Origin of the sequence: uncultured Arcticibacterium sp. (genome assembly GCF_964021845.1) — a bacterium.
Taxonomy (GTDB): Bacteria; Bacteroidota; Bacteroidia; order Cytophagales; family Spirosomataceae; genus Arcticibacterium.
Genome location: NZ_CAXHZC010000005.1, coordinates 356,084 through 382,163, shown reverse-complemented (window position 1 = coordinate 382,163; position 26,080 = coordinate 356,084). Strand labels below are relative to the sequence as shown.

Here is a 26,080-nt window from a genome sequence, read left to right as displayed (position 1 = left end):
TTTACGTAAAGATTAACAAATGCGTAATAGCACCTAATTTAATTTCAAGTCAATCTTCTTCACCAATGAAATCAAAGATATATTTCTCCTGATAACCAGCGTTAGAGCTATTTAGAAATTAAATATTTTCTGTTTTGAAGATTGACGTGATTTTCGTCTTGGTTTTGGCCACAAAAAAAACCATCTGATTTCTCAGATGGCTTTTTCTCAATTTGAATTTGTAATTCGTTTACACGAATTATCCTCTAAATTTCAAACCTGGGAAATTAGCAGAAGCTCCTAATTCCTCTTCAATTCTTAATAATTGGTTGTATTTCGCCATTCTATCAGAACGAGAAGCAGAACCAGTTTTGATTTGACCTGTGTTAAGAGCTACAGCTAAATCAGCAATTGTAGCATCTTCAGTTTCACCAGAACGGTGAGACATTACAGATGTATACTGGTTTTTATGAGCCAAGTTTACAGTATCAATAGTCTCTGTTAAAGAACCAATTTGGTTAACTTTAATTAAGATAGAGTTAGCAATGCTTTGCTCAATTCCAGTAGAAAGACGTTTCACGTTTGTTACGAACAAATCGTCACCTACTAATTGAATTTTCTTTCCAGAAAGTCTAGTATGCTCAGCCCATCCAGCCCAGTCATCTTCATCCATTCCGTCTTCAATAGAAACGATTGGGTATTTATCAGCCCAACTATCCCAATAAGCCGCCATTTCTTCAGAAGTCAATTTCTGACCAGAAGATTTTTTGAACTCATAAAGACCTGTTTCTTTGTTATAAAACTCAGAAGAAGCAGCATCCATAGCTATGAAAACATCTTCGCCTGGCTTATATCCAGCTTTTTCAATGGCAGTAAGGATAGTTTCAATCGCTTCTTCATTAGAACCGATATTTGGAGCAAATCCTCCTTCGTCTCCTACGTTAGTAGAAAATCCTTTCGCACTTAAAACTTTCTTAAGGTTGTGAAATACTTCAACTCCCATTCTTAAAGACTCAGAGAAAGTATCTGCCTTTGCTGGCATTACCATAAACTCTTGAAAGTCGATAGAGTTATCAGCGTGAGAACCACCATTAATGATGTTCATCATTGGTACTGGTAATGTATTAGCATTAACACCACCTAAATATCTATATAATGGTAAGTCTGCTTCTTGAGCTGCTGCTTTAGCTACTGCCAAAGAAACACCCAAAATAGCATTTGCTCCTAATTTCCCTTTGTTGGCAGTACCATCAAGGTCAATCATCGTTTGGTCAATTAAATTTTGCTCCAAAACGTTCATACCTAAAACAGACTCCGCTATCACTGTATTAACATTTTCGATAGCCTTCAAAACACCTTTACCTACGTACGTGTTTTTGTCGTTATCTCTTAGCTCTACAGCCTCATGAACACCTGTACTCGCTCCAGAAGGAACAGCAGCACGGCCCACATATCCATTAACAGTTCTTACGTCTACCTCTACAGTAGGATTTCCTCTAGAATCCAAAATCTGTCTGGCATGTACTCTTGCAATTTGACTCATTCTTATTATTTTACTTTAACAAATACAACTTTATATTGGAAAGCTTCTACTTACTAGCGGCATTTCCTTAAATCTGCACAAAGTAAATAAATAATTATTAATGCACATTACATAATAAGAATTGAGGAGCTTTGTTGTTAATTATTTAATACTGTCAAATGAAATATTCTATTGTTCTCCTTCTGCTGAGTTTAAGCAGTTTTGGTCAAGACCTAACCGGCTTAAATCCTTCCATTTTTCAAAAAGCGTTTAAGGAAAATCCTTCGGCTTCACTTTTAGACCTTCGTTCAGAAGACCTATTTCATAGAGGTCATATAAAAAAGGCTATTAACCTAGACTATGGACGCGTAGATTTTGACGAACTAATGACATCTAAATTTGACAAAAAACAAGCCCTGTTCCTTTATTCCTCTACCACCATTGATGCTAAAAATGCCTCTATTTTCTTAAAAGGCCTAGGTTTTCAGGAGGTTTACTATTTATCTGGAGGCTTTTCTAACTGGACAGCTTCTAGCAAACCTTATGTTTCTTCGAGACTTGACACGAAGCCCATAGCAGCTTTCACTTTAGAAAACCTTATGCAAGCTATAAATACGGATGACAAGGTTTTCGTTTTTTTAAGTGCTCCATGGTGCAGTCATTGTAAAGTTATGGAGCCTATTATCAGGAAAAATACGGGTAATAAAAGCGGAATAAAACTACTAAAAATTGACGCCAGTAAAGAACTAGCGATTACGGAACATTTTAAAGCTACAGAAACCCCTACTTTCATTTATTTCAATAAAGGCAAGCAGGTCTGGCGGTATTCTGGTGAAATAGAAGAAAATGAACTTCAAAAGGTCTTGTTCAGACCTGGGAGATAATTGACCTTACATTTTCATTATATTTGTGGTTCATATATTAACCGCTTTAAATGATTGCTTTTCTTAACGGTCGCTTGGCACACAAAGACCCCACACATGTTTTAATTGATGTTGGAGGTGTTGGTTATTTTGTTAAAATCTCTTTACAGACTTATTCGTCTTTAAAGGAAACGGATGAATTAGTAAAACTTCATACCCTTTTAATAGTAAGAGAAGACTCTCAAACGCTTTTTGGTTTTTCTAAACATGCAGAAAAAGAGCTTTTCGAACATTTAATTTCGGTTTCTGGTATAGGACCTAGTATAGCCATTGTTATGTTATCCTCTTTATCATCCGAAGAAATAGTACAGGCTATAGTCTCTGAAGATGTTAAAACTATTCAAGGTGTGAAGGGGATTGGTGCTAAAACCGCCCAAAGAGCCATTATAGAATTAAAAGACAAATTGAAAAAAGAGCTGGTTGCCACAGGTGTTAACCCAACAGTCTTTGCTTCTCAAAATTTAACCTTAAGAGGAGAAGCTTTATCGGCACTGGTTACATTGGGGATCCCAAAAAGTGCCGCAGAGAAAAATATTGACACTATTTTACGTAGAACCGGAGGCGATGTTTCGCTTGAAGAATTGATAAAACTTGCCCTTAGATAAAAAAGCAAGGCAAAACTCCCATTTGAAAAGAATAATGGCAGGATTTTAGTCGTTTAAACACAAAACATAGCAGGCTGACCATTTCTGTATGCTCAAAAACTATACTTCTTTAATTAAATTTATTGTTATACCGCTAGTAATACTAGCTTTAGGAAACTCTGCTTTTTCTCAGCAGATAAACCGAAGCCCTGCTGCCGCAGACTCCAGTATTTACAAAACGGGAACTAAACCTGCTTTTAGGTGGAAAGACAGTTATCTGGACAGATTTAACTTTGACCTTCCTAAGTCACCCCTATTAAATCTTTATCCTAAAGCTCTTCAAACTTCGGTCATTTATGAGCCTGAGAGTGACAAAATAAATGTTGACGAAAAAATAGGAGAAGATATAACCTCCAAAATACCCACTTCCATGAGTTTTAATGAATACTCTAGTATTCAAAATGCCATGGTAAGAAAAAGTATTTTACGTGACTATGAAAGACTTCAAGATGGAAATAGCAATACCAGCGGACGTGGCCTATCTCCTCTCTTAAAAAAATCTCCATTGGTTGATAAGCTATTTGGAGGAAAAGTACCAGAGTTTAAACCTAATGGTTTTATTTCCATTGATTTAAGAGCAGGAAGCCAATTTTTAAATAATCCAGAGACACCTCTTTTCTTACGTAAAAGACCAATTTTCGACTTTGACCAGCAAATTTCTATCAACTTTAATAATAATGCCAACGAAGGAGAAAACGACCTTCAGGGAGGACAAGGTGGTTTTGGTGGAAATAACCAAGGCGGTGGCTTAAGCGAATTAAAAAAACTTACCCAAGGTGCAAATGCCCTTGAAAACAGAAACCCGTACCGCGAAAAAATGGGTATCTTAGGAAATTTTGATACCAAGTCTGCCTTTAATTTTGAGAATCAGTTTAAACTGAATTTCAAATCTGACCCTGAAGATATTCTTCAGTCGCTTGAAGCTGGTAATGTGAGCTTCCCTGTCAATAGCCAATTAATTCCTGGTGTTGAAAACCTCTTTGGTGTAAAAGCAGGGTTAAGGTTTGGTAAACTAAACGTGTCTACCGTAGTAGCACAGCAGCGTTCTCGTACAGAGTCTATCTTAATCAATGGCGGTGCTCAAAATAGACCTTTTGAAATTCGCTCTGATGAATATGATGAAAATCGTCACTTTTTCTTATCGCATTTCTTTAGAGACAGGTATGAAGCTAGTTTAAAATCTCTACCGATGGTTACTTCGGGCGTTTTAATAACCAGAGTAGAAGTTTATGTAACTAACAGGACCAACTCCGTTAACAGTAACAGAAACTTAGTGGGGCTTACAGACTTAGGTGAGCCAAAACCATATAACAAGGTGGCAACCGTTTCTAACGGTGAGGGTAGTCCGGCATCAAATGACGCCAATTCTTTAAACCAATTATTAGTCAATGAAAACGAAGACTTTCGTCAAATTGACAATACAAACACCGCCTTAGAGTCAAGAGGGCTTAAAAAAGGTGAAGATTTTGAAATACTTAGAGGAGCCAAAAGACTTACAGATAGAGAGTTTGATTTTAACCAACAGCTTGGTTATGTTTCTCTTTTAACTCCATTAAGAAACGATGAAATCTTAGCTGTTTCTTATGAATATACTATTAACGGAGAAAGGTTTCAAGTAGGTGAACTAACGGAAGATTATTCTATTCGAAAAGAAGATGACGTCATTATGATGAAGTTGCTGAAATCTTCTACGATAAGAAATAAGCTTGACCATCCAATGTGGGATTTGATGATGAAAAACGTCTATTCCCTTTCACAAGGTCAAATTGACCGGGAGGGTTTTCAGCTAAGAATAATTTATAAAGATGACGCCACAGGAATGGACGTTCCTAACCTCCAAGAAGGTGTAAACCTAAAAGATAAACCACTTATTGCCGTTTTTGGACTAGACCGACTGAACTATAACAATGACCAGCAAATAGACGGAAACTTTGATTACGTAGAAGGTATTACCATTAATGAAAACCGCGGAACCATCTTCTTCCCCGTTTTAGAGCCATTTGGCTCTTATTTAGGCAGTCAATTTAACGACGTAACCGAAGCAACTTTAAAACAGAAATACGTTTTTGAAGAATTATATAACAAAACGATATCTGATGCTCAGCAGGTAAATACTAAAAACAAGTTTTACATAGCGGGTTCTGTTCAAAGTAAAAGCTCTGAAATCCCTCTTCCACTTGGAGCTTCAGGAGCCTCTGTAAGAGTTTACTCAGGTGGTACAGAATTACAACAAGGAACAGATTATATGGTAGATTCTCAAATTGGGAGAATCAGAATAGTAAATCCAAGTATTTTAGCTTCAGGTAGATCTATCAGAATAGACTACGAACGTCCCGATTTGTTTCAAGCTCAAATTAGAAGATTGTTTGGTTTAAGACTTGACTATTCCGTCAATAAGTCACTAAGACTAGGTGCTACCATGATGGACTTAAAAGAAAACACACCAGGTTTCTTAACAAGAACAGCCATAGGCAACGAACCAGTTAATAATACACTTTGGGGTTTTGATGTCAATTTCAAAAGAGAAGGAAACGGTTTCACAAGATTGCTTGACAAGCTGCCTTTAATACAGACAAAAGAACCTTCTTCTATAATTCTTAGTGCGGAATTTGCTCAGCTAATTCCAGGCGTTAACAATAAGAAAATCAATGGCAATGCTATGATTGATGATTTTGAGGCCGCCAGAAACATTAATGATTTAACCAGACAGCCTAGAAAGTGGAGACTAGGCTCTACACCAGATAAGTTTAAAGACCTTACTGTACCAACTTATGGTTATAATTATAAGCGAGCAAAGATGTCGGTTTATACTATTGACCAGTCCACTTTTATAACCTCCGGATTTGGAGGTGGAAATGGCTTAGTTCCCGAAGAAATCACAAACGAGGCTCAAGACAATTTATATGAAAAGTCTTATCAAATACAAGATATTTTCCCGGGTCGCTCTAGAGCCGTTTTAGGTCAGAATCTACCCACAGCTATTTTAGATGTATCCTACTTTCCAGAAGAAAGAGGAATGTATAATTACAATCCAAACTTAACTCCTGATGGACTACTTCAAAAACCTGAAGAGAATTTTGGAGCCATTTCTCGTGGTATTACTTTTGATGCCGATTTTGATAATTCTAATGTAGAGTATTTAGAATTTTGGCTTTTAAATCCCTTCCAAGACGAAGTAAAGGACGGTAGAACTGCTTTAGGAACAACTAATCAAACTGGTGGTGTTTTAAGTATACAATTGGGTGATATTTCTGAAGATGTTATTCCTGATAGCCGTTTCAATTTTGAAAATGGAATTCCGACATTCGCTGAAACTGCTTCCCAACCAGATATTACCAATTGGGGAAAAGCTCCTACCATCCAGTTTTTAACAGATGCCTTTGATAATTCTACTTCTGAAGAAAACAGCCTAAGAAAACAAGATGTTGGCCTTGATGGACTGAGTAATGAAGAAGAAAGAAACTTTGAGCATATCAAAGAGTACCTTGACAAGGTAAAAACAACCGTTACAAACCAAGAGGCTTTAGATGAAATAATAAATGATCCATCTGGCGATGATTTTAAATTTTTCTTGGACAATGCTTACGGTACCGACCAATTTATAGTAGAGCGTTATAAAAATTACCTAGGTATGGAGAATAACTCTCCTGCCATTAACCAAACAGACGTGGTTACGCCGGCCTCTTCTGCTGTAGCAGATAAAGAAGACCTTAACCAAGACAACACTATTAGTGACGTAGAAAGCTATTGGAACTATGATATCCCACTTGCTGAAGATGGTTTATCTGTAGGAAATGGTTACATCATTGACAAAGTTTCTTCCGGCAAAGCTGATTGGTATTTGTTTAGAGTTCCACTTAGGTCAGATTCTACCAAGGCTCAAGCTGTGGGTGGCATTACGGGCTTTAAATCTGTAAGGTTTATGCGAATGGTGATGTCTGAATGGAAAGAGCCAGTTGTCTTGCGTTTTGCAGCATTGCAGCTAGTTTCTAACTCTTACCGTGCTTACACTGAAGATTTAAATAACAACTCTTTTGTAAATATTCCTGAGCCAAACAGTAACACTACAGGGTTTAAAGTGAGTACAGTTTCTATTGAAGAAAATGGCTGTACAGAAGATGGAGACTGTAATATTAAAGATGGCCAAACACCATATGTGGTTCCTCCTGGGTTCCAAAGAGATAGAGATTTCTCTCAGCAAAGTTTCCGCCAGTTTAATGAGCAGTCTGTAAGTTTGGCTGTGGAAGCCTTAGAGCAAGGCGACAAAAGAGCCATCTTTAAAAACACCGATTTAGATCTTAACATGTACAAGCGAGTTCAGATGTTTGTACATGCAGAAAACGAGCAAAACCAAGATAATTACGCTGGTGCTTTCATGCGTTTGGGTACGGATAGCAAAACTAATTACTACGAAGTAGAAATTGAGAATTTAAAAGCAACGCCTATTGGAGCCATTATTCCAGAAGATGTTTGGCCTGAAGAAAACGAGTTTGATATTCCTATTGATGAATTTAGAGACTTAAAAGTAAGGCGAAATTCTAAACTTGGCTCAGACCCTGAAATAGCTTTAGACAAACCATACTCTGAGTATGTAACTGTAAATAGCTTACCAACAGATGCAGGAGCCATTATCCCTAGAACTTACAAAATTACGGTAGTGGGTAATCCTGATTTAAGTAACATTTTAGTTACTATGCTGGGGGTTAGTAACCCTGAAAATGCTTCTAAAATAGAACCAACAGCAAAGTTCACCGTTTGGATGAATGAGTTAAGAGCTAACGGTTTTGATGATACAAAAGGAGAAGCAGCGGTGTTAGCTGCAGATATAAAACTAGCCGACTTAGGAACTATCTCTGTAAGTGGAAACATCAATACGTTTGGTTTTGGTGGTGTACAAGATAGAATCTCTAGCCGCTCGCAAGAAACATCTCAAGGTTTTGGAATTGCTTCATCTTTAGAACTTGATAAGTTTTTCCCGCAAAGCTGGGGCTTAAGCATTCCACTTTTCATGAATTATGATATTCAAGAAGTGGTACCACATTTTGACCCATTAGACCCAGACATTGTATTAGAAAACGCCTTAGCTCAATTTGATACAGATGCTGAAAAACGTAGGTACAAAGACTTGGTAATTGACCGAAATGTAAACAAAGGTTTCAACCTAGCTAACGTTAGAAAAATCAAAACTAACCCTAACGCTAAAAGTCACATTTACGACATTGAGAATTTCTCGGTATCCTATGCCCAAAGCAGTATTAGTAGGAGCAATATCCTAATTGACGAATATTTAGCAGAGCAAAAGTCAGGGGCTTTATCCTACCAGTTTCAACCTAAAACCACCCTTTGGGAACCTTTTAAAGACAAGGAAAGCCTTGACAAACCTAAGTATGCTTGGATTAAAGCTTTGAACTTCTCCCCTATCCCGAACCTCATTGCATTTCGAACCGACTTCAATAGAAGTTTCACAAAAACCGCCTACAGAAGTGCAGAACAAACTGAAAGCCCAGGAGAAGTACTGCCAAGTATTGAACCGAACTATATCAAGTATTTCTTAACCAATAGGTATTATGACCTGCAATGGGATTTGACCAAGTCTATCTCCATGACTTATAATGCTAGAATGAATTCAATTATAGACGAGGAGTATGGCGAAGCACAGGAAAGTATTTGGCAAGGTATATTCTCGTCGGGCAGAGCCAAAAACTATACCCAAGGACTTCAGTTAACTTATAAACTACCATTAGACAAATTCTTTTTCCTAGACTGGATAAACGCCAACAGTAGGTTTAACACAGACTATCAATACAGAGCCAACTCATTTGATTATGCTAACAATGAAAGCTTATCAGATTTTAATGGTGACACGTATGGCAATTTCATTGAAAATGGACGTGAGTTAGCCATTCAGGGTAGAATTGATTTGGTAAAGCTTTACAACAAATTAAAGTATTTGAAGTTTGCTAACTCACCCAACCAGCCCAAAGAGCGTTTTACAAGAGCACCCGGAGATGATGAAGAAATCATCTTACCAACCTCTGATTTCTTAAAAACATTTACTCGCCTCTTAATGACGGTGCGTGGTATAAACTTTAATTACTCCATAGTAGAGACTACTATTTTACCAGGATTCTTGCCAGAAGTTAACTTCATGGGTCTTTCTAAAGACGGTGCAGTCCCTGGATTACCCTTTGCCCTTTTAGGAAGTCAAAAAAGAGATATTCATAGAACCGCAGGTGCGGAAGATTGGCTTTCACGCAGTGCCATAAGAAACGACCCTTTCACTCAAACTCGTCAAAAGAAGTTTGACTTTAGCACGAACCTAGAACCTTTCAAAGGTTTTAGAATGCAGATAAGAGGTAATTATAGCAAAGGCGATTCTTACCAAGAGATTTATCGCCCAACAGAAAGCGGTGGAGATTTCCAAGCTTTAAACCCTTTCAGAAACGGTACTTTCAGTATGTCTTTCTGGTCTTTCAAGACTGGCTTTACTAAAATGAGTAAAGATCCTAGTGACAATTACCAGTACGATATCTTTGACAAAATGAAAGCTTACAGATCTGAGGTAATCACAAAACTTCAAGATCTCAATACCTCAGGAGAAGGAGGTACTTATGACCCAAACTCACAAGACGTTCTTATTCCAGCATTCTTTGCAGCATATAGTGGTAAAGATGTTGACAAGCTTTTTGATAAGGTTACTAAAAAAGGACAATCAACATTCAATCCATTCTTACAATTTCCTCTGCCAAACTGGCGAGTAGACTATAATGGATTAGAGAAACTCCCTTTATTCAATAAGTTATTTGAGAATATCACATTAAGTCACAGTTACTCTTCTACATACAGCGTAGGAAACTTTACCAGCTCGCTCCTTTATAGCGATTATGATATGATTGGTTTAGATAATAACGGCTATTCACTCGGTTCTCAGTTGTCACTATATCAATACTTCTCTCCCGTATTTATCATGAGTAGCATTACCATGGAAGAGCGTTTTTCTCCATTAATAGGTGTACAGTTTACTACTAAAGCAAACATCAGTGGGCGTATAGATTTTAACAGAGAAAGAAGAGCAGCATTAAACCTAGCTAATTCACAGGTAGCCGAATATAATTCTAACGATGTAGTCTTTGGGATTGGCTTTAAGAAAAACAATGTCAAATTACCTTTTAGAGGGCGTGACGGTAACAATATCATTCTTACTAATGACCTGAACTTCCGTTTTGATGTTACTATAAGAGACGTAACTGCTCTTCAAAGAAGATTAGATGGCGATGCTGTACCTATCCAAGGAAATTATAATTTGCAGATAAAACCACAGGTGCAGTATCAGTTCAATAAGAAACTCAGCATGGGCTTCTATTTCGAACGATTTGTGAACAAACCTTTCACTTCCCTTTCTTACGAAACCAGAAGAACAGTAGGTGGATTAAACATGAAGTTTAACCTAGCGGATTGATAAAGCTTTAGCCTAAGTTCTGACCTTTAAAAGCTTTTAGAGCTTCAGAGATTAAAATAAAAACCGCTTTGCTCAAAACAGGAATTGACGTAAATTGCGGCACATTATTTATATCAACAGAATTATATGGAATTCCCATCGGAACTGAAATACACGAAAGACCACGAATGGATTAAGCTGGAAGAAGGCAACATCGCAAAAATCGGTATCACTGAATTTGCTCAAGGAGAACTTGGCGATATAGTTTTTGTAGAAGTAGAAACTGTTGATGAAGAACTAGCTGCTGAAGAAGTGTTCGGAACTATTGAAGCTGTAAAAACAGTTTCTGACTTATTTCTTCCTGTTGATGGTAAAATCATTGAGTTTAATGAACTGCTAGAAGACGAGCCAGAAAAGATAAATGAAGACCCTTATGAAGAAGGTTGGATTATCAAAATGGAATTAAAAGATGTTTCTGATTTGGACAGTTTACTGGACAGCGAAACATATAAAAATTTAATTGGTCAATAAATCATTTAGCCCTTAAGGGCTTTTTTTTTGATTAGTATGAAGGTTTTAATAAAGAAAGCCAAAGTAATAGCTCCAAATTCTGCTTACCATTTAAAGGTAGTTGATATTCTTATTGACAAAGGTGTCATTAAAGAAATTGGCAATATCAGTACAACTGTCAGTAAAACCATTGACGCCAAGGGCTTACATGTTTCTGTTGGTTTTATGGATATGCGAGCTTTCAGTATGGAGCCAGGCTTTGAGTCAATGGAAAGTTTGGAGAGCCTTTCGGCGGCAGCTGCCAAAGGTGGATTTACAGAAGTGGCCATTATGCCAAATACCACTCCTATCATTCAAAGCAAGGAGTCTGTAAAGTACTTTCAGCATTTTTCAGAAAGAAGCTTAACCTCTTTACTCCCTACAGCTGCTGTAACAAAAGATACCGCGGGAGAAGATTTTACAGAAATGTGGGATTTATTAGCCGCAGGCGTAACAGCATTTACTGATGGCTCCAAACCACTCTGGAATTCGGATATTCTTTACAAAACGCTGCAATACCTATATCCAAAAAAAGCTCTATTAATTAACAGAGCCGAGGAACCTACCTTAGCGGCTTTTGGCCAAATGCATGAAGGCATTACCAGTACCATGATGGGTACTAAAGGAATTCCTTCTGAGGCAGAAGAACTTATGGTAATGAGAGATTTAAAACTCTTGGAATACGCCGATTTAGAGCATGATAATTCATTGCTACACTTTTCTTGTATCTCTACGGCAGCAGCGGTAAAGCTCATAAGAGTAGCCAAGCAAAAAGGCTTAGCTGTAAGCTGTGATATAGCCGCACATCAGTTGGCTTTTACGGATGAAGATTTGGCAGGCTTTGATACTAACTTAAAGGTAAATCCTCCTTTCAGGTCAAAGAAAGACATCAAAGCACTTCAGAAAGGACTGGCAGACGGCACCATTGACGCCATAGTTTCTGACCACCATCCGCTAGACGAAGAGCATAAAAATATGGAGTTTGACCTTGCCAGTTTTGGTGTTATAGGTTTGCAGACTGCTTTTGCTGCGGCCCTTACCCACGGCGACCAAGAGTTAGAAACCATTATAGCCTCTTTCACAGAAAACCCAAGGAAGCTATTGAATAAAACGCAACCCAAAATAGCAGAAGGAGAATTAGCTAATTTGACCGTTTTTAATCCTGATGAAAAAATAAACTTTGAACTGAAAGACATCATTTCAAAATCGAAGAATTCGCCTTTTATAGGGAAAGAATTAAAAGGTAAAATATACGCTACCTTCCATAAAGGCTTCTCTGAAATCTTTTAAAACCAACGCACTTGAATAAAAAAGTATACTTATTCAGCCTCATTTTTGGCCTTGCTGCCGGAATTCTCTGTTTCTTATTCTTCTTAATGCTTTATGCAGGAGAAGTTAACCCTCTTCAAAACAGAAGACCTGATATTGTAATTAATGTCCTAATCATTTTTTTAGCCATTTGGTTTTACAAAAGTAGAAATGGCGGCTTCATACACTTCTATGAAGGTTTTACCATAGGTTTTTTGACCAATTTGATAGCAGCCCTAGTTACTGGCTTAGCCATTTATTGTTTTATAAAATGGATAGACCCTACACCTTTTGAAAGCTGGATTTCTGGAGGTAAAGAATTTTTAATTGGTCGTAAAGAAGAGCTAAGTAAATTTTTAAACGAAGAAAGTTATAAATTGCAATTAGAAGCCTTTGATAAAGCTAAGCCTTATCAAGTTATTCTAGACGACTTGATGTTCAAACAGTTTTCCATAGTAGCTATCATGCTTATATCTATGGCACTAAGAAAACAAAGAGACGCCATTTCTTAAACCCTTTAAAACTTTTTCAGACATGGAACAAAAACCTTCTTCTGCTAGAATTGCCCTTAAATGGGGCGTAATTTGTGCTCTAGCTACCATCATTTTAAGTACTATTATCAATGTCACGGGAATGTGGAAAAGCACTGGTGCTTCTCTCCTCTCAGTAATCCCATTAGTAATCTTTCTGGTTTTGGGCATGAAAGAATACAGAGAAGCAAATGGTGAATTTATGACTTATGGTGAAGGATTAAGTGTAGGTATGCTTATAGGAGCCATATCAGCCTTAATTAGCTCTTTATGGGGCATGCTTTATACCACTGTAATAGATAGTACGTTTTTAGAACAAGTTAAAGACTTCCAAATAGAAAAAATGGAAGAATCAGGCCTTGGTGAAGAGCAAATAGACCAAGCTTTGCAAATGACTGAAAAGTTTAGTGGCGGCGGCATGATGTTTATCATGGGCGTATTAGGCTCTATCTTTTTTGCGTTCTTAATTTCGCTAGTGGTGGCAGCCATCATGAAAAAAAACAAACCCGTTTTTTAATTTATGATTTCAATATTCAGAAAGGAGCTCAATGGCTATTTAAATTCGCTCATCGCGTATATAGTCATTGTGCTTTTTTTAATTTTCACAGGACTCATTCTCTGGGTTTTTCCAGATTCTAACATACTAGACTATGGCTACGCCGAAATGGGTTCATTCTTTAGTTTGACCCCATTTATCTTGGCCATTTTAGTACCGGCCATTACCATGCGTACTTTTTCAGAAGAGTACAAAACTGGCACCATAGAGTTCTTAATGACCAAGCCACTAAGTAGGTTAGCTATAGTGCTAGGTAAATTTTTAGCGGCATGGGTTTTAATCATTCTCGCTATTCTTCCTACACTGGTTTACTATTTTTCTATATCTAATTTGGGGAGCCCACAGGGCAATATTGATACAGGAGCTGTGATGGGCTCATATTTTGGTTTGATACTCTTAGCCGGCGTTTTTACAGCTATTGGCCTAGCTATTTCCTCATTTACAGAGAACCAAGTAATTGCTTTTATCATAGGAGCCTTCATTTGCTACTTTTTCTATGATGGTATTCATCAATTATCGCAATTGCTAAAAGGAACGGCACAATACCTTGTAGACTTCATAAGCTTACAGTTTCATTATTCATCATTAGGCAGAGGCCTTATTGACTCTAGAAACGTAATATACCTTTGCTCTTTAGGTGCTTTAATGATATATCTTACCACATTCAAACTAAGAAGAAAATGACACTAGATATCTATCAAGTAGACGCTTTTACTTCTAATCTATTTGGCGGAAATCCTGCGGCCATTATCCCCCTTGAGTTTTGGCTATCTGATGATATTATGCAGCAGATAGCCCAAGAAAATAATCTTTCTGAAACTGCCTATTTTGTCAAAGAAGGGGAATATTTCCATATCAGATGGTTTACTCCTGCGGTGGAAGTGGCATTATGTGGGCATGCTACCTTAGCAACAGCCCATGTTATTTATGAGCATCTTGGTTTTCAAGAAGACCAAATTAAATTCATGTCAAAAAGTGGAGAGCTAATAGTAAAAAAGAAGCATGGCTTTTTAGAGATGAACTTTCCATCTACTCCAGTAATTGACTCTGACATTCCACAAGTTTTTTTAGAAGGTTTTAATATTAAACCCTCAGAAACACTCAAAGCTGGGGAAGATTTCTTCCTCGTATTTGATTCAGAAGAGGAAATAAAGGACTTAGACCCTAATTTTGCCGTTTTGAAAAAGATAAAGTCCAGGGGTATTATTTGTACCGCAAAAGGAACAAAAGCCGACTTTGTAAGCAGGTTTTTTGCACCAGCGGCGGGTATAGACGAAGACCCCGTTACGGGTTCTGCACATACTTCCTTAATACCTTTTTGGGCTAAAAAACTTAATAAGAACAGTTTATATGCTGAGCAAATTTCAAAAAGAAAGGGAGAGCTACACTGCCAACTTTTAGATGATAGAGTTCTGATAGCTGGGAAGGCTGTATCTTACCTTCAGGGCAAAATAAAAATCTAATCCACTTTTTCAAACTTTTTTCTTCAATATTCGATTAAATATAGCCTTTTCCTTGACAACGGCTATCCCGATATCGTACCTTTGCACGCTGATTATTAAAACAGTAGTACCTCTGGCAATCCAGATTAAACTTAATATATAAGAATGACAATGTCCAATGTAACGCGAATGAAACTTTCGCAATTCAAATTTGATCTTCCTCAAAACCTTATTGCGATGCATCCTGGCGAAGAGCGAGATGGAGCAAAAATGATGGTAGTTCATAAGGACAGTGGTAAAATAGAGCATAAAATGTTTAAGGACATTGTTGACTATTTTGGCGAAGGAGATGTCATGGTAACTAATAATACCAAGGTTTTCCCAGCAAGACTATACGGTTCTAAAGAAAAAACTGGTGCCAAGATTGAAGTTTTCCTTCTTCGTGAGCTTAACAGAGAAATGAGACTTTGGGATGTTTTGGTAGACCCTGCCAGAAAAATAAGAGTTGGTAATAAACTATACTTTGGTGAAAGTGATTTAGTAGCTGAGGTTATTGACAACACCACTTCGAGAGGTCGTACTATTCGTTTCCTATTTGATGGCGATCATGATGAAATGATGCAAACCATTCATGAACTGGGCGAAACCCCAATCCCTAAAGAAGTTATTGACAGAGATGTTACAGAGTTAGATAGAGAGCGTTTCCAAACCATCTTTGCAGAAGAAGAAGGAGCAATATCTGCCCCTACTGCCGGAATGCACTTTACTAAAAACGTAATGCGTAGAATGGAAATTGAAGGTGTTACCTTCTCTCCTATTACATTGCACATTGGAATTGGAACTTTTAGAGGTGTAGACGTAGAAGATTTAACTAAACACAAAACAGACTCTGAAAACTTCGCTATTCCGCAAAAAACCTGCGATATAGTAAACAATGCTTTAGATAACAATAAGCGAATTTGTGCCGTTGGAAGTACCGCCTTAAAAAGTTTAGAGTCATCTGTTTCTGCTAAAGACAGACTAAACCCTATTGATAATGGCTGGACAGATAAATTCATCTTCCCACCGTTTGATTTTAAAATAGGTAATGCATGTTTAACTAACTTCCATTTGCCACAGTCTATCGTTCTTATGTCGGCATGTGCATTTGGTGGCTATGATTTAATCATGAAGGCTTACGCAGAAGCCATCAAAGAAGAATACAAATTCTTTACTTACGGCGACGTGATGTTGATTATTTAAGAAGATTTTCTTTTTATATTTGATAGCCTGCTTTTTACGAGCAGGCTATTTTTTTTGATAAAATGAGCAAATCTATATTTTCGGTTATTGTAGCGGGCGGTTCTGGAAGCAGAATGAAGAGTGTTATTGCCAAACAATTTCTCCCTCTATTTGACAAACCTATCTTATCTCACACCATTGAGAAATTTCTAGAAATTCCTGATAATAGAATTATTGTAGTGCTGCCTAAGAGTGATATGTTTTTTTGGGAGGAGATAATTGAAAGTAATGAATTACTAAAAAACGCCGTGGCCGCAGGTCAAATCAAAAGTGTAGCAGGTGGAGCCACGAGGTTTCAATCTGTCAATAATGGCTTAAACGCCATCAATGAAACAAGAGGCTTGGTCGCCATTCATGATGGTGTGCGACCGCTCATTTCTGTTGAGAAAATAGAAGCCTCTTTTAAACAAGCCGCAGAAGTAAATTCTTCCATTTTAGCCGTTGCGGTCAAAGACTCTGTTCGTCAATTAGATGAAAACGGTGAAAGTAAAGTCATAGACCGAAGTAAACTTCAGTTAATTCAAACACCACAAACCTTCAATTTAAAACTTATCAAAGAAGCTTACGACTTAGGCGAATTAGCACATTTTACAGACGACGCATCTGTGTTTGAACATGCAGGCCATACCGTACATTTAATGGAAGGTGAGTATAAAAATATCAAAATCACTACGCCAGACGACCTTTCTGTAGCAGAAGCTTTAATGAACAAATGAAAGTAATAGTAGCCTCAAAAAATCCTGTCAAAATTTCAGCCGCTCGAAAAGGCTTTGAATTAAACTTCCCGGGTGTCAATATTAATTTTGAGGGCGTTTCCGTTCCTTCTGGTGTACCTGACCAACCCATGGGCTCACAAGAAACGTATGATGGTGCTTATAATAGAGCCGTGGCAGCCAGGAAACTTCAGCCAGATGCAGATTACTGGGTAGGCCTAGAAGGCGGTAACATAGCCCATGGAGAAGAAATGGAAGTTATGGCTTGGATAGTAATCTTGTCAAAAGACAAACTCGGTAAAGGCAGAACAGCGGGATTCTTTCTTCCTCAAAAAACTATAGAACTAGTAAAGCAAGGCTACGAACTCGGCAAGGCCGATGAACTAGTTCACGGAATCCAAAACAGCAAGCAGAAAATGGGTAGTTCTGGTATTTTAACCGATAACCTCATAGACAGAGAAACCTTTTATGTGCCAGCCGTTATTTTTGCCTTGATTCCGTTTAAGAAGGTGGATTTGTACTAATTAGAGAATTGATATGCCTAAAGTTGAACTTCACACAAGAATAAAAGCTGACAGAAATGTGGTATTTGACCTCTCCAGGAGTATCGATTTACATAAAATATCTACTAAGCATACAAAAGAACAAGCAATAGCAGGAAAAACGAGTGGATTAATAGGAATGAGTGAAAGTGTAACTTGGAGAGCCAAACACTTTGGGGTTTATCAAAACCTGACTTCAATAATAACAGAATATGACCGACCAAAATATTTTGCAGACGAAATGCTAACCGGAGCATTTAAAGAATTTAAACATGAACACCACTTTACGGAGTCGAATGGCGAAACTTTGATGATGGATATTTTTGATTATAAATCGCCTTTCGGAATCTTAGGAAAATTAGCCGACAGATTATTTCTCAAAAAATATATCACAGAACTTCTAACAAAACGAAATAGAATTGTGAAAGAATTTGCCGAATCTGAAAAGTGGAAAACCTTAGTACTTGAATGAAAATACATTTGCTTTAAGGCATATAGAACTATAATTTAAACCAACTCCCATTTTTTCGTACCTTTGCAGCCGCCTTAAAAACCTAATCACTGAGTGTTTGCATGTCGTCTAAAAAGAGAATTCCTTTCTTTCAAAATTTCTGGGAAAAAGTAGCTGACCTAATTCTAAAAAATAGGATTGCTTGGATAGTGGTCATTAGTATCATTACGGGTTTTATGGTCTTCATGACCACCCAGCTGCAGCTCTCTTATGAGTTACCCAAAATCCTTCCCCAAACTGACGAGCACTACCAACGCTACGAAACCTTCAAGGACAGATATGGTGAAGATGGCAACGTGATGGTGATAGCCATTAAAACCGACGACATCTACAATTTACAGACTTATAATCAATGGTATGATTTAGGTCAAGACCTCAAAAAAATAGATGGGATTAAGAATGTAGCCTCTATTTGTAACCTATTTGAGATAAGACCAGATGAAGTAGAAAAGAAGTTTAACTTCATTAAAATATCTCCCGAAAAGCCAAGTTCTCAGGCGGAAGTGGACTCCATAAAAGCCAAGATTGACAAATACCCATTTTATAAAGGCTTCTTATTCAATGAAGATGGCACTGCTCACTTAATGGCCGTGACGTTTGACCAAGAGAAGATGAACTCCAAAAGCCGCATGTCAATCACAGGTGGTGTAGAAAAGCTTGCAAGGGAGTTTGGTGAAACTACTGGTATAGAACCACATTTCTCCGGAATGCCATTTGTCAGAACTAATTTCATGTCAAAAGTGAGTTTGGAAGTGGCTAAGTTCATGATTCTGGCTTTCTTAGTTACCGCCATTATCCTTTTCCTGTTTTTCAGGTCTTTCCGTGTTGTATTCTTTGCACTGCTGGTCATTGCTATTTCGGTGCTTTGGTCTGTTGGATTAATTCAGATTTTCGGTTATAAAATCACACTTTTAACAGGGCTTATCCCCTCCATCATAGTGGTGATTGGAATTCCGAACTCTATCTTCTTAATCAATAAATATCAAGAAGAATACCTGAAATGTAAAAACCAGATAGCGGCATTAAAGATATCCATTGAGAAGATTGGTAAAACCACCTTCATTGCCAATTTGACTACTTTCATTGGCTTTTTTGTATTCTATTTCACTGGTAGCCCGCTGCTGTTAGAATTTGGTTTGGTAGCGTCTATAGCGGTTATGGCTACTTGGGCTTTGTCTCTGGTGCTCATCCCAATTATTTTCTCTTACAATCCTAAACCAAAGGCCAAACATGTAAGACATTTAGAGAACAAAAACATCAGCAAAATCTTAGAAAAGGTTGACTTTGTGGTTCACCACAGGCGAACAAAACTCTATTGGATTATTGGTATTCTCATTGCTCTTTCGGTTTTCGGAATGACTAAAATCAAAAGCATAGGTCATATTGTTGATGATTTGCCTGCCAATGACCCCGTTTTTACCGACTTAAAGTTTATTGAAGAAAACTTCAAAGGCATAGTACCAATAGAGGTTAGTATAGACACCAAAACAGAAAATGGTGCCTTAGACCCAGAAGTATTGACTAAGATAAGATTGGTACAGCGTGAGTTTGCTAAATACCCAGAACTAACCAAACCGATTTCGGTGGTAGAGGCTATTAAATTTGTTTATCAAGGATATAGAGGCGGAGATGAAAAATACTATAGACTACCAGGAGCCTTGGAGCTAAATAAATTAGCTGCCTACGCAGGAATGGCAGACGGAAACGAAAAACTGATGAGTTCTTTCATGGATAGTACCCGAAGGTTTACCAGAATAAGCTATCAAAGTGGTGATGTAGGTACCGTAAGAATGGGAGAAATGGTGGCGAACTTGCAAGCCAAAACTGATACCATTTTTAATTTTGACAAGGACTTTGAAGAGTGGCTTCCAGAAGAAGAGCAGATTGATGCTAAATTGACAGGAAATGGCGTAGTATTTACCAAAGGGAATGACTACCTCCTACGCAACCTGAGAGACAGTACCATTTTAGCTATAATTCTGGTTAGTTTGGTTATGGCTACGCAATTTTTAAATGTTAGAACCATCTTAATCTCTACCATTCCAAGTATAATACCCCTCATAATTACAGCCGGTATTATGGGCTTTTTTAGCATACCATTAAAGCCTACTACTATATTGATTTTCAGTATTGCTTTTGGTATAGCCTCTGATGGTACTATCTACTTTTTGACCAAATACAAAGAGGAAATTGAAAGTGGAAAAACCATTTCTGAAGCGGTAAGCCAGACTATAAAACTCTCAGGAATAAGTATGTTCTACACGGCCATTATACTTTTCTTTGGTTTCGGCATCTATGTGGTCTCAGGTTTCAAAGGCACGGTTTTCTTAGGATTACTGGTGTCAATGACCTTATTGATAGGCATGATATCAAATTTAGTACTGTTACCCTCCTTCTTAATGACTTTGGATAAGCGTCAAAACAAGAAAGAAGCTATAGCTAAGAAGTAGCCATTATTCTTCTATGACTGTATAACCCACCAGTAATTCAGATTTGGCTCCTGGGGGTTTATGGTAAACGAATATTTCGTAACTATTTCTAGTACTAGAAAAGTCACCTTCAAATACCGCGAAATTACTTTTACCTGATGCATCCACTAATGCAAACTGAAAGTCATACATGCCTTGTTTAAGCAAAAATGTTGTTTCATAAGCATCAATTTCAGGATTAAAAAACAGCTCACCTCCGTTGTCACAGTCAAATTGATTAAAGCCGCCTAAAAGGCAAATCTTATCGCTATTATTAATTTTATCTGTCAGAAAAGCCGCATGAACATGCATATAATCTGCATTAATTGAGGGCTCATCGCCATCAAGCGTTTGAATAACAAATCTTCCATTTAGGTCAACAGCCTCCAAGTAAGTTTTTTCTGACCTAGTTTTTTGTGGAACTAGCCAAATATTATCTTCATAGCCTTGCTGAATCTCGGCAATGTTACCGCCTTTATTAAAGTTGCTTCGCAAGTCCACATATCGAAATTCATTTCCTGCGGGGAAAGTGTTTTCATTATTGAAAAAACGATACGCTAAAGTTCGTGTGCCTGCATTAACCGAAGTTGCTTTGAAATTTGTTCTGGTAGTTTCTCCTCTATAATTCTGTCTTATGAAAATTTGAAAGTCGTTTCTTGGATTACTCACTTGATAGTTTCCATAATTTAACTCAAAGTTAATCTGCTCATGCGATTGCCATAAAGCGGGGTCTTGAGCAGTTTGAATGTTTCCAGAAATCCCAACTAAAGGATTAACCACAGAAAACTGTAAACTAGCTAAAGGAGCATCAGAGAGGTAATCTTCATACAATAACAGCGTGTAATTTCCCGATATCTTAAGTTCTGGTAAAATAAAACCATAATGAAAGTATGGAATCTTGGTGTTTTGCGAAATCTGATAATCGTTTATTATAAAATCGTTAAACTCGGTCAAATACTCCAATTCACTCAGCCTTGATTCCGTCCAATCTAAATTACAATGTTGAATTTTGACGTGAAATTGCCTGTAAGAGCCACTTAAATCATCAAACTCTAAGACCATTCTGTCGTTATTATTCAAACTTAAAACTCTTGAGCTTAAACCGGGCATTTGGGCTCCATTCCCAAAGGCATAAAACTGAACAGTTTTTATGTCTGCATCGTAAACTTTATTGTCTGTACGCTCGTAAGTTTGGCTGAATGCTTGAAAACTAATAATTTTAAGTATTAGTACACTGAGTATTTTGTTCATAGTGCTAGTAAAACCCCTTTATTTATGAAAAAGTGCTTTATACTGTTTTTTCTTTTTTGTGCATTCAACTTAAATGCTCAAATCCTCATTTTTGAATTGTATGGTGGAGGCGGAAATAGTGGTGCTACCTACAATAACGACTTCGTAGTTTTGTATAATTCTGGTGGGGCTCCTGCCTCTCTAAACAATCATAGCTTACAGTACGCCTCGTCCTCAGGTACATCTTGGGCTGAGCAGGTCTTACCTAATGTTTCTATTGCCGCTGGAGACTATTATTTTATAACTATTCCCACCACAGGAACTTCTGGTTTTGCCACGCCTACACCAGATTTAACATCGACGTCTTTTAGCTCAGGTGGTATAGCTGCTTCTTCAGGGAAATTGGCTTTAATGAGTAATACAACCTCTTTAGATGGTACAAGTGACCCAACTTTGGGCCCATCCGCTGGACTAATTGATTTTGTTGGCTATGGTACGGCCAATGCGTTTGAGGGTGGCTCGGCAGCCCCTTCTGGTAGTAACAACAGTGTCGTCTATAGATCAGGCGGAACTGATTCTAACGTCAATGGAACTGATTTTGCTTCAAATTCAAACCTTTCAACAGGTTCTTTCGCTGTTAATTACACTTCTTTCACTGGTAAGCTAAAAATTGACGCAATCAACCTAAACTGGCAAACCTCCACAGAGAGTAATAACCAAGGCTTCGAAGTTCAAAAAAGCAGAAATGCTGTGAATTTTGAAACTATTGCTCGTATTGATGGTGCAGGAAACTCCGAAGTCCTTAACAACTATGACTTTGTTGACACCAGACCATTTGAAGGGTCAAATTACTATCGCTTAAAGCAAACAGATTTTGACGGTACAGCAGACTTTTCCAAAATCATTCAGGTACTTTATGATGTGAATGGGAGTTATGTAAGCATATACCCTAATCCATTAGCCGCTGGTGAGACTTTGAATATTCAAAAGAGTGAATCATTAGAGCTAAAAGCTATTAAAAATATCTTAGGACAAAGCTTTCACACTTCTTCTGACTTAGAAGAAGGGTTGTACTTCCTACAATTTACAAGTTCAAAAGGAGAGAAAATTACTAAGAAGTTGGTGGTTAATTAATCCTCCAACTCTAGCATCTTTGCTTCCCAATTTTCATTGGTCTGTTTAAGGTTAAACTTTACCTTATCATATTTCTTATTTTCTTGGGCCAATTTATCTGGATTACTAAAGACTTCTTCAGTGGCAAGGTTTGCCTCTATTTTCTTTTTTTGCTCTTCTAGGCTCTCAATTTTTTCTTCCAGAGCCTCCACTTCTTTTTCTATTTTCTTTATATCGTCTTTGGACTTATCTCTGTGAGAGCTCTTTTTCTTTGATAATTCAGATTTTATCTCTGTAGCTGTTGGCTCCGAAACTATGCCATTAGCTTCTCTCTCTGCTATCCATCTATTATACTCGGCTAAGGTTCCTGGGTATACCTTTATTTCATTCTCGTCAATGTACCAAATCTTATTGGCCACTTGAGAAACAAAGTGCCTATCGTGAGAAACTACCACATAAGTACCTTCGTATTGACCTAAGGCCTGCACCAAAATGTTTACCGACTGCATGTCAAGGTGGTTGGTAGGCTCATCTAATAAAAGGAAGTTGGCTTCAGATATTAATACTTTTGCCAAAGCTACCCTAGATTTCTCACCACCAGAAAGCACTTTGATTTTCTTAAAAACATCTTCTCCAGTAAACAAGAAACAACCTAAAACCGACCTTAACTCCGTTTCTGATTTTGATGGGTCAGCGTATTTAAGCTCCTCTAACATGCTTTCGTTAATATGAAGCGACTCTAATTGATGCTGTGCATAAAAAGAGAAATTAACGTTATGACCAAGAATTCTCTTGCCTTCATGATTCTCTGTACCTGCTATAATTCTTAGAAGCGTAGACTTACCTTTTCCATTGGCACCTATCAAGGCAATCTTATCGCCTCTTTCTATATGTGCTGTAGTATTTTTGAGAATAACCTTATCGCCATAAGCTTTAGAAATATCGTCTAAACGCATGACGTGCCTTCCTGGCTGTGTACCAAATTTGAACCTAAAATGCACTTTAGCGTCATCGCTAAGCACTTCGTCTATCACGTCCATTCTTGCCAGAGCTTTCACTCTAGACTGTACTTGTCTAGATTTGGTGGCTTTTGCTTTAAAACGCTCAATAAAACGCTCTGTTTGTCTTATTTCAGCTTGTTGGTTTTCATAAGCACCTTTCTGAATTTCATTTCTCAGCTCTTTCTCTTCTAAAAAGAAAGAATAATTACCCGGATAATGAACTAGTTTAGCATTTGATACCTCTACTGTAGTGGTGGTGACATTATCTAAAAATGCTCTATCATGCGAAACCACTATTACCGCATTTTCATAATTTAATATATACTTTTCAATCCACTCAATAGTAGGTAAATCTAGGTGGTTGGTAGGCTCATCTAAAAGAAGTACCGAAGGCTTTTGTAATAAAAGCTTTGCTAACATTACACGCATTCTCCACCCTCCAGAAAACTCCTTAAGTGGTTTATTTAAATCGGCTGTTTTAAAACCTAAGCCCTCTAAAATAGCTTCTGCTCTGGCATGAATGGTATATCCACCAAGAATATCAAACTCTTCCTGTAAGTCGCCCAATTTCTCTACTAGCTGGTCAGAATAATTGACCTCCATTTCATGAAGTACTTGGTCAATCTTGCTTTGGAGCTCTAACTCTCTTTCAAAACCCTGCATAGCTACCAGTAAGATAGACTCTTCAGATTCGTAGGACAATAAATCTTGATTCAAAAAACCAAAAGTAACATCCCCAGCTTTTGAAATACTGCCGCCGTCAGGCTGGTACTCCCCCACTATGAGTTTTAATAATGTAGACTTACCTTTTCCGTTGAGCCCAATCAAACCTATTTTATCCTTAGGTTTAACTTGTAAACTTGCTTCTTCAAAGATGGCACGTCCTCCGAAATAAAAAGAGAGATTGTGAATGGTTAACATTCGCTAGTATATTTTTTGAAATGAGGGTGCAAAAGTAGGTATACAGAGCTGTAATTAAAAGCTCTGTATTTCTTTAACCGCTAATAAGCCAATTTACTCGTTAACTTTAGTGGGAATATAAAGCCCAATAACCCCTGGAAAACTTTTATTGGTATTGATTTCAACCTCTGGATATAAAAAACGCTGAGGTATGTTAGGAGCTGTACTACTCTTTACGGGTACTCCCACCAGATTGTTGGTTCTTCTGAGGTCACTATAAACCTGCGGAGAACCCACCATGGTAATATACTTTTCTTCTAAAATAACCCTCAACAAAGTATTTCCGCCGATAGAAATCTCTGGGAAATCTGCATTATATTTTACAGCTAATTCACGCCTAACAGCATTAAATGCAGCTTTAGCTCCTTCTTCGTTTCCTAATCTGTATTCAGCTTCAGCCAAAATCAATTGATTTTCATACCAATCTACTATTGGATAAGAAGCGTCTTTTGCAAAATATCCACCCTCATTATAATTTAACTCGTTTCCTGAGAAATAATGAGCAGTTCTTGCTTCTTCTCCTGGTGTATACAGAAGGCGGTCAACCGAAATATCTGAAAGGTTTATTAGTTTTCTTAGATGAGACCTTGTGGCTGTCAAATACCCGCCACGCTGCTCTATACCAAATTGATAATAAAGATTCTCTTGCCCAGAAATATCTGAATGAAACGACAATAAACTTCTTTGATTACCAGAAATTCCAAGTTTGGCTTCATCACGTGCGGCTGCATAGTTTTTTGTAATCAAATAATATCTTGCTTTTAATGTGTGAGCCACTTCTGCCCACGTGGCATTATTCTCTACAAAAATAGGGCTCCCATATAAATCGCTCACTTTGGCATTGCCTACATTCTCAATTCCTAAAGACAGTAAATTTTGAGCAGCTTCAAAAACAGCTAACTGATCATCAAAAGCAGGGTCTGGAAAATCTACTGGCAAGGCACTTTGAGAAAAAGGTACATCGCCAAACAATGCCGCCAAATCAGCACCCATCACAGCTTCCACTATTTGAGCTACACCTAACAAACGATTATTACCTGCGGCAATCGCTTTTTCCTGAACAATTCTGGTTTGAGCTATTCCCCCAGCATAGTTATTATTCCAGATTCCGTCAAAGTCAGATGATTTGACATCGTAAACGTTATAATTTATAAACTGATTACTAAAGCCAGTGTATTGGTCAGAAAAGATACCTGCCATTCTAGAAGCTTCTCCCTCCGTTATGAGTACCCAGGTAAGGTTAGCTTGCCCTATGATAGACTCTCCAGGAGCATCTGTAAAGTTATTTGGGTCTACATTTAAACCTTCTGAATACTTTTCACAGGAAAAAACAAATAAACTAAGTGCTATAATTACTAATCTCTTCATCT

General features: G+C 37.6%; 19 protein-coding genes. 15 read left to right on the top strand and 4 right to left on the bottom strand.

Annotated features, from left to right (window positions below):
* Positions 1-238: 238 nt before the first annotated feature.
* Entirely contained in the window at positions 239-1,522 is a 1,284-nt protein-coding gene (eno, locus tag AADJ06_RS16060; protein WP_341227499.1) for a phosphopyruvate hydratase, read from the bottom strand.
* A gap of 158 nt (positions 1,523-1,680) precedes the next feature.
* Here eno and AADJ06_RS16055 point away from each other — a divergent pair, with 158 nt between their 5' ends.
* From AADJ06_RS16055 to AADJ06_RS15990, 14 genes are all read left to right on the top strand, one after another.
* A complete protein-coding gene (locus tag AADJ06_RS16055; RefSeq protein ID WP_341227498.1) occupies positions 1,681-2,385 on the top strand; it encodes a rhodanese-like domain-containing protein in 705 nt (234 codons plus the stop codon).
* A gap of 50 nt (positions 2,386-2,435) precedes the next feature.
* Positions 2,436-3,029: a Holliday junction branch migration protein RuvA gene (gene ruvA, locus AADJ06_RS16050; RefSeq protein ID WP_341227497.1), complete on the top strand. Its 594-nt coding sequence runs from the start codon at positions 2,436-2,438 to the stop codon at positions 3,027-3,029.
* 88 nt (positions 3,030-3,117) lie between these two features.
* Positions 3,118-10,527: a cell surface protein SprA gene (sprA, locus tag AADJ06_RS16045; RefSeq protein WP_341227496.1), complete on the top strand. Its 7,410-nt coding sequence runs from the start codon at positions 3,118-3,120 to the stop codon at positions 10,525-10,527.
* Between the two features lie 126 nt (positions 10,528-10,653).
* The gene (gene gcvH / locus AADJ06_RS16040; protein ID WP_341227495.1) at positions 10,654-11,037 is read left to right on the top strand and encodes a glycine cleavage system protein GcvH; all 384 of its coding nucleotides are present in this window, start codon (positions 10,654-10,656) and stop codon (positions 11,035-11,037) included.
* 36 nt (positions 11,038-11,073) lie between these two features.
* Positions 11,074-12,345: a dihydroorotase gene (locus tag AADJ06_RS16035; RefSeq protein WP_341227494.1), complete on the top strand. Its 1,272-nt coding sequence runs from the start codon at positions 11,074-11,076 to the stop codon at positions 12,343-12,345.
* A gap of 11 nt (positions 12,346-12,356) precedes the next feature.
* Positions 12,357-12,875, top strand: a complete 519-nt coding sequence (locus AADJ06_RS16030) for a DUF4199 domain-containing protein (RefSeq protein WP_341227493.1) — start codon at positions 12,357-12,359, stop codon at positions 12,873-12,875.
* A 22-nt stretch (positions 12,876-12,897) separates the two neighbouring features.
* A complete protein-coding gene (locus tag AADJ06_RS16025; protein WP_341227492.1) occupies positions 12,898-13,410 on the top strand; it encodes a DUF4199 domain-containing protein in 513 nt (170 codons plus the stop codon).
* A gap of 3 nt (positions 13,411-13,413) precedes the next feature.
* Complete coding sequence (gldF, locus tag AADJ06_RS16020) at positions 13,414-14,133, top strand: gliding motility-associated ABC transporter permease subunit GldF (protein ID WP_341227491.1); 720 nt, start codon at positions 13,414-13,416, stop codon at positions 14,131-14,133.
* The gene (locus AADJ06_RS16015; RefSeq protein ID WP_341227490.1) at positions 14,130-14,912 is read left to right on the top strand and encodes a PhzF family phenazine biosynthesis protein; all 783 of its coding nucleotides are present in this window, start codon (positions 14,130-14,132) and stop codon (positions 14,910-14,912) included. The genes gldF and AADJ06_RS16015 overlap by 4 nt, the downstream gene beginning before the upstream one ends.
* A 168-nt stretch (positions 14,913-15,080) precedes the next feature.
* Positions 15,081-16,133 (top strand): tRNA preQ1(34) S-adenosylmethionine ribosyltransferase-isomerase QueA, encoded by a 1,053-nt coding sequence (gene queA / locus AADJ06_RS16010; RefSeq protein ID WP_341227519.1) that lies wholly within the window; start codon positions 15,081-15,083, stop codon positions 16,131-16,133.
* A gap of 62 nt (positions 16,134-16,195) precedes the next feature.
* On the top strand, positions 16,196-16,888 hold the full coding sequence (locus tag AADJ06_RS16005; protein ID WP_341227489.1) for a 2-C-methyl-D-erythritol 4-phosphate cytidylyltransferase: 693 nt from the start codon (positions 16,196-16,198) through the stop codon (positions 16,886-16,888).
* Positions 16,885-17,409 carry an inosine/xanthosine triphosphatase gene (gene yjjX, locus AADJ06_RS16000; RefSeq protein ID WP_341227488.1) on the top strand — a complete coding sequence of 175 codons (525 nt, stop codon included), beginning with the start codon at positions 16,885-16,887 and terminating at the stop codon, positions 17,407-17,409. The genes AADJ06_RS16005 and yjjX overlap by 4 nt, the downstream gene beginning before the upstream one ends.
* 13 nt (positions 17,410-17,422) lie before the next feature.
* A complete protein-coding gene (locus tag AADJ06_RS15995) occupies positions 17,423-17,899 on the top strand; it encodes an SRPBCC family protein (RefSeq protein WP_341227487.1) in 477 nt (158 codons plus the stop codon).
* A gap of 101 nt (positions 17,900-18,000) precedes the next feature.
* A complete protein-coding gene (locus AADJ06_RS15990; protein WP_341227486.1) occupies positions 18,001-20,388 on the top strand; it encodes an MMPL family transporter in 2,388 nt (795 codons plus the stop codon).
* 3 nt (positions 20,389-20,391) lie between these two features.
* Here the strand turns inward: AADJ06_RS15990 and AADJ06_RS15985 are convergent, their stop codons facing one another.
* Complete coding sequence (locus tag AADJ06_RS15985; protein ID WP_341227485.1) at positions 20,392-21,657, bottom strand: DUF5103 domain-containing protein; 1,266 nt, start codon at positions 21,655-21,657, stop codon at positions 20,392-20,394.
* 24 nt (positions 21,658-21,681) lie between these two features.
* Between AADJ06_RS15985 and AADJ06_RS15980 the strand changes: the two genes are divergently transcribed.
* Positions 21,682-22,770, top strand: a complete 1,089-nt coding sequence (locus tag AADJ06_RS15980) for a lamin tail domain-containing protein (RefSeq protein WP_341227484.1) — start codon at positions 21,682-21,684, stop codon at positions 22,768-22,770.
* Here the strand turns inward: AADJ06_RS15980 and AADJ06_RS15975 are convergent.
* Both AADJ06_RS15975 and AADJ06_RS15970 read right to left on the bottom strand, forming a co-directional pair.
* Positions 22,767-24,671, bottom strand: coding sequence for an ABC-F family ATP-binding cassette domain-containing protein (locus AADJ06_RS15975; RefSeq protein ID WP_341227483.1), 1,905 nt, complete (start codon positions 24,669-24,671; stop codon positions 22,767-22,769). The two genes, AADJ06_RS15980 and AADJ06_RS15975, sit on opposite strands and share 4 nt — an antisense overlap.
* 93 nt (positions 24,672-24,764) lie before the next feature.
* Positions 24,765-26,078 (bottom strand): SusD/RagB family nutrient-binding outer membrane lipoprotein, encoded by a 1,314-nt coding sequence (locus AADJ06_RS15970; protein ID WP_341227482.1) that lies wholly within the window; start codon positions 26,076-26,078, stop codon positions 24,765-24,767.
* Between the last annotated feature and the right edge of the window lie 2 nt (positions 26,079-26,080).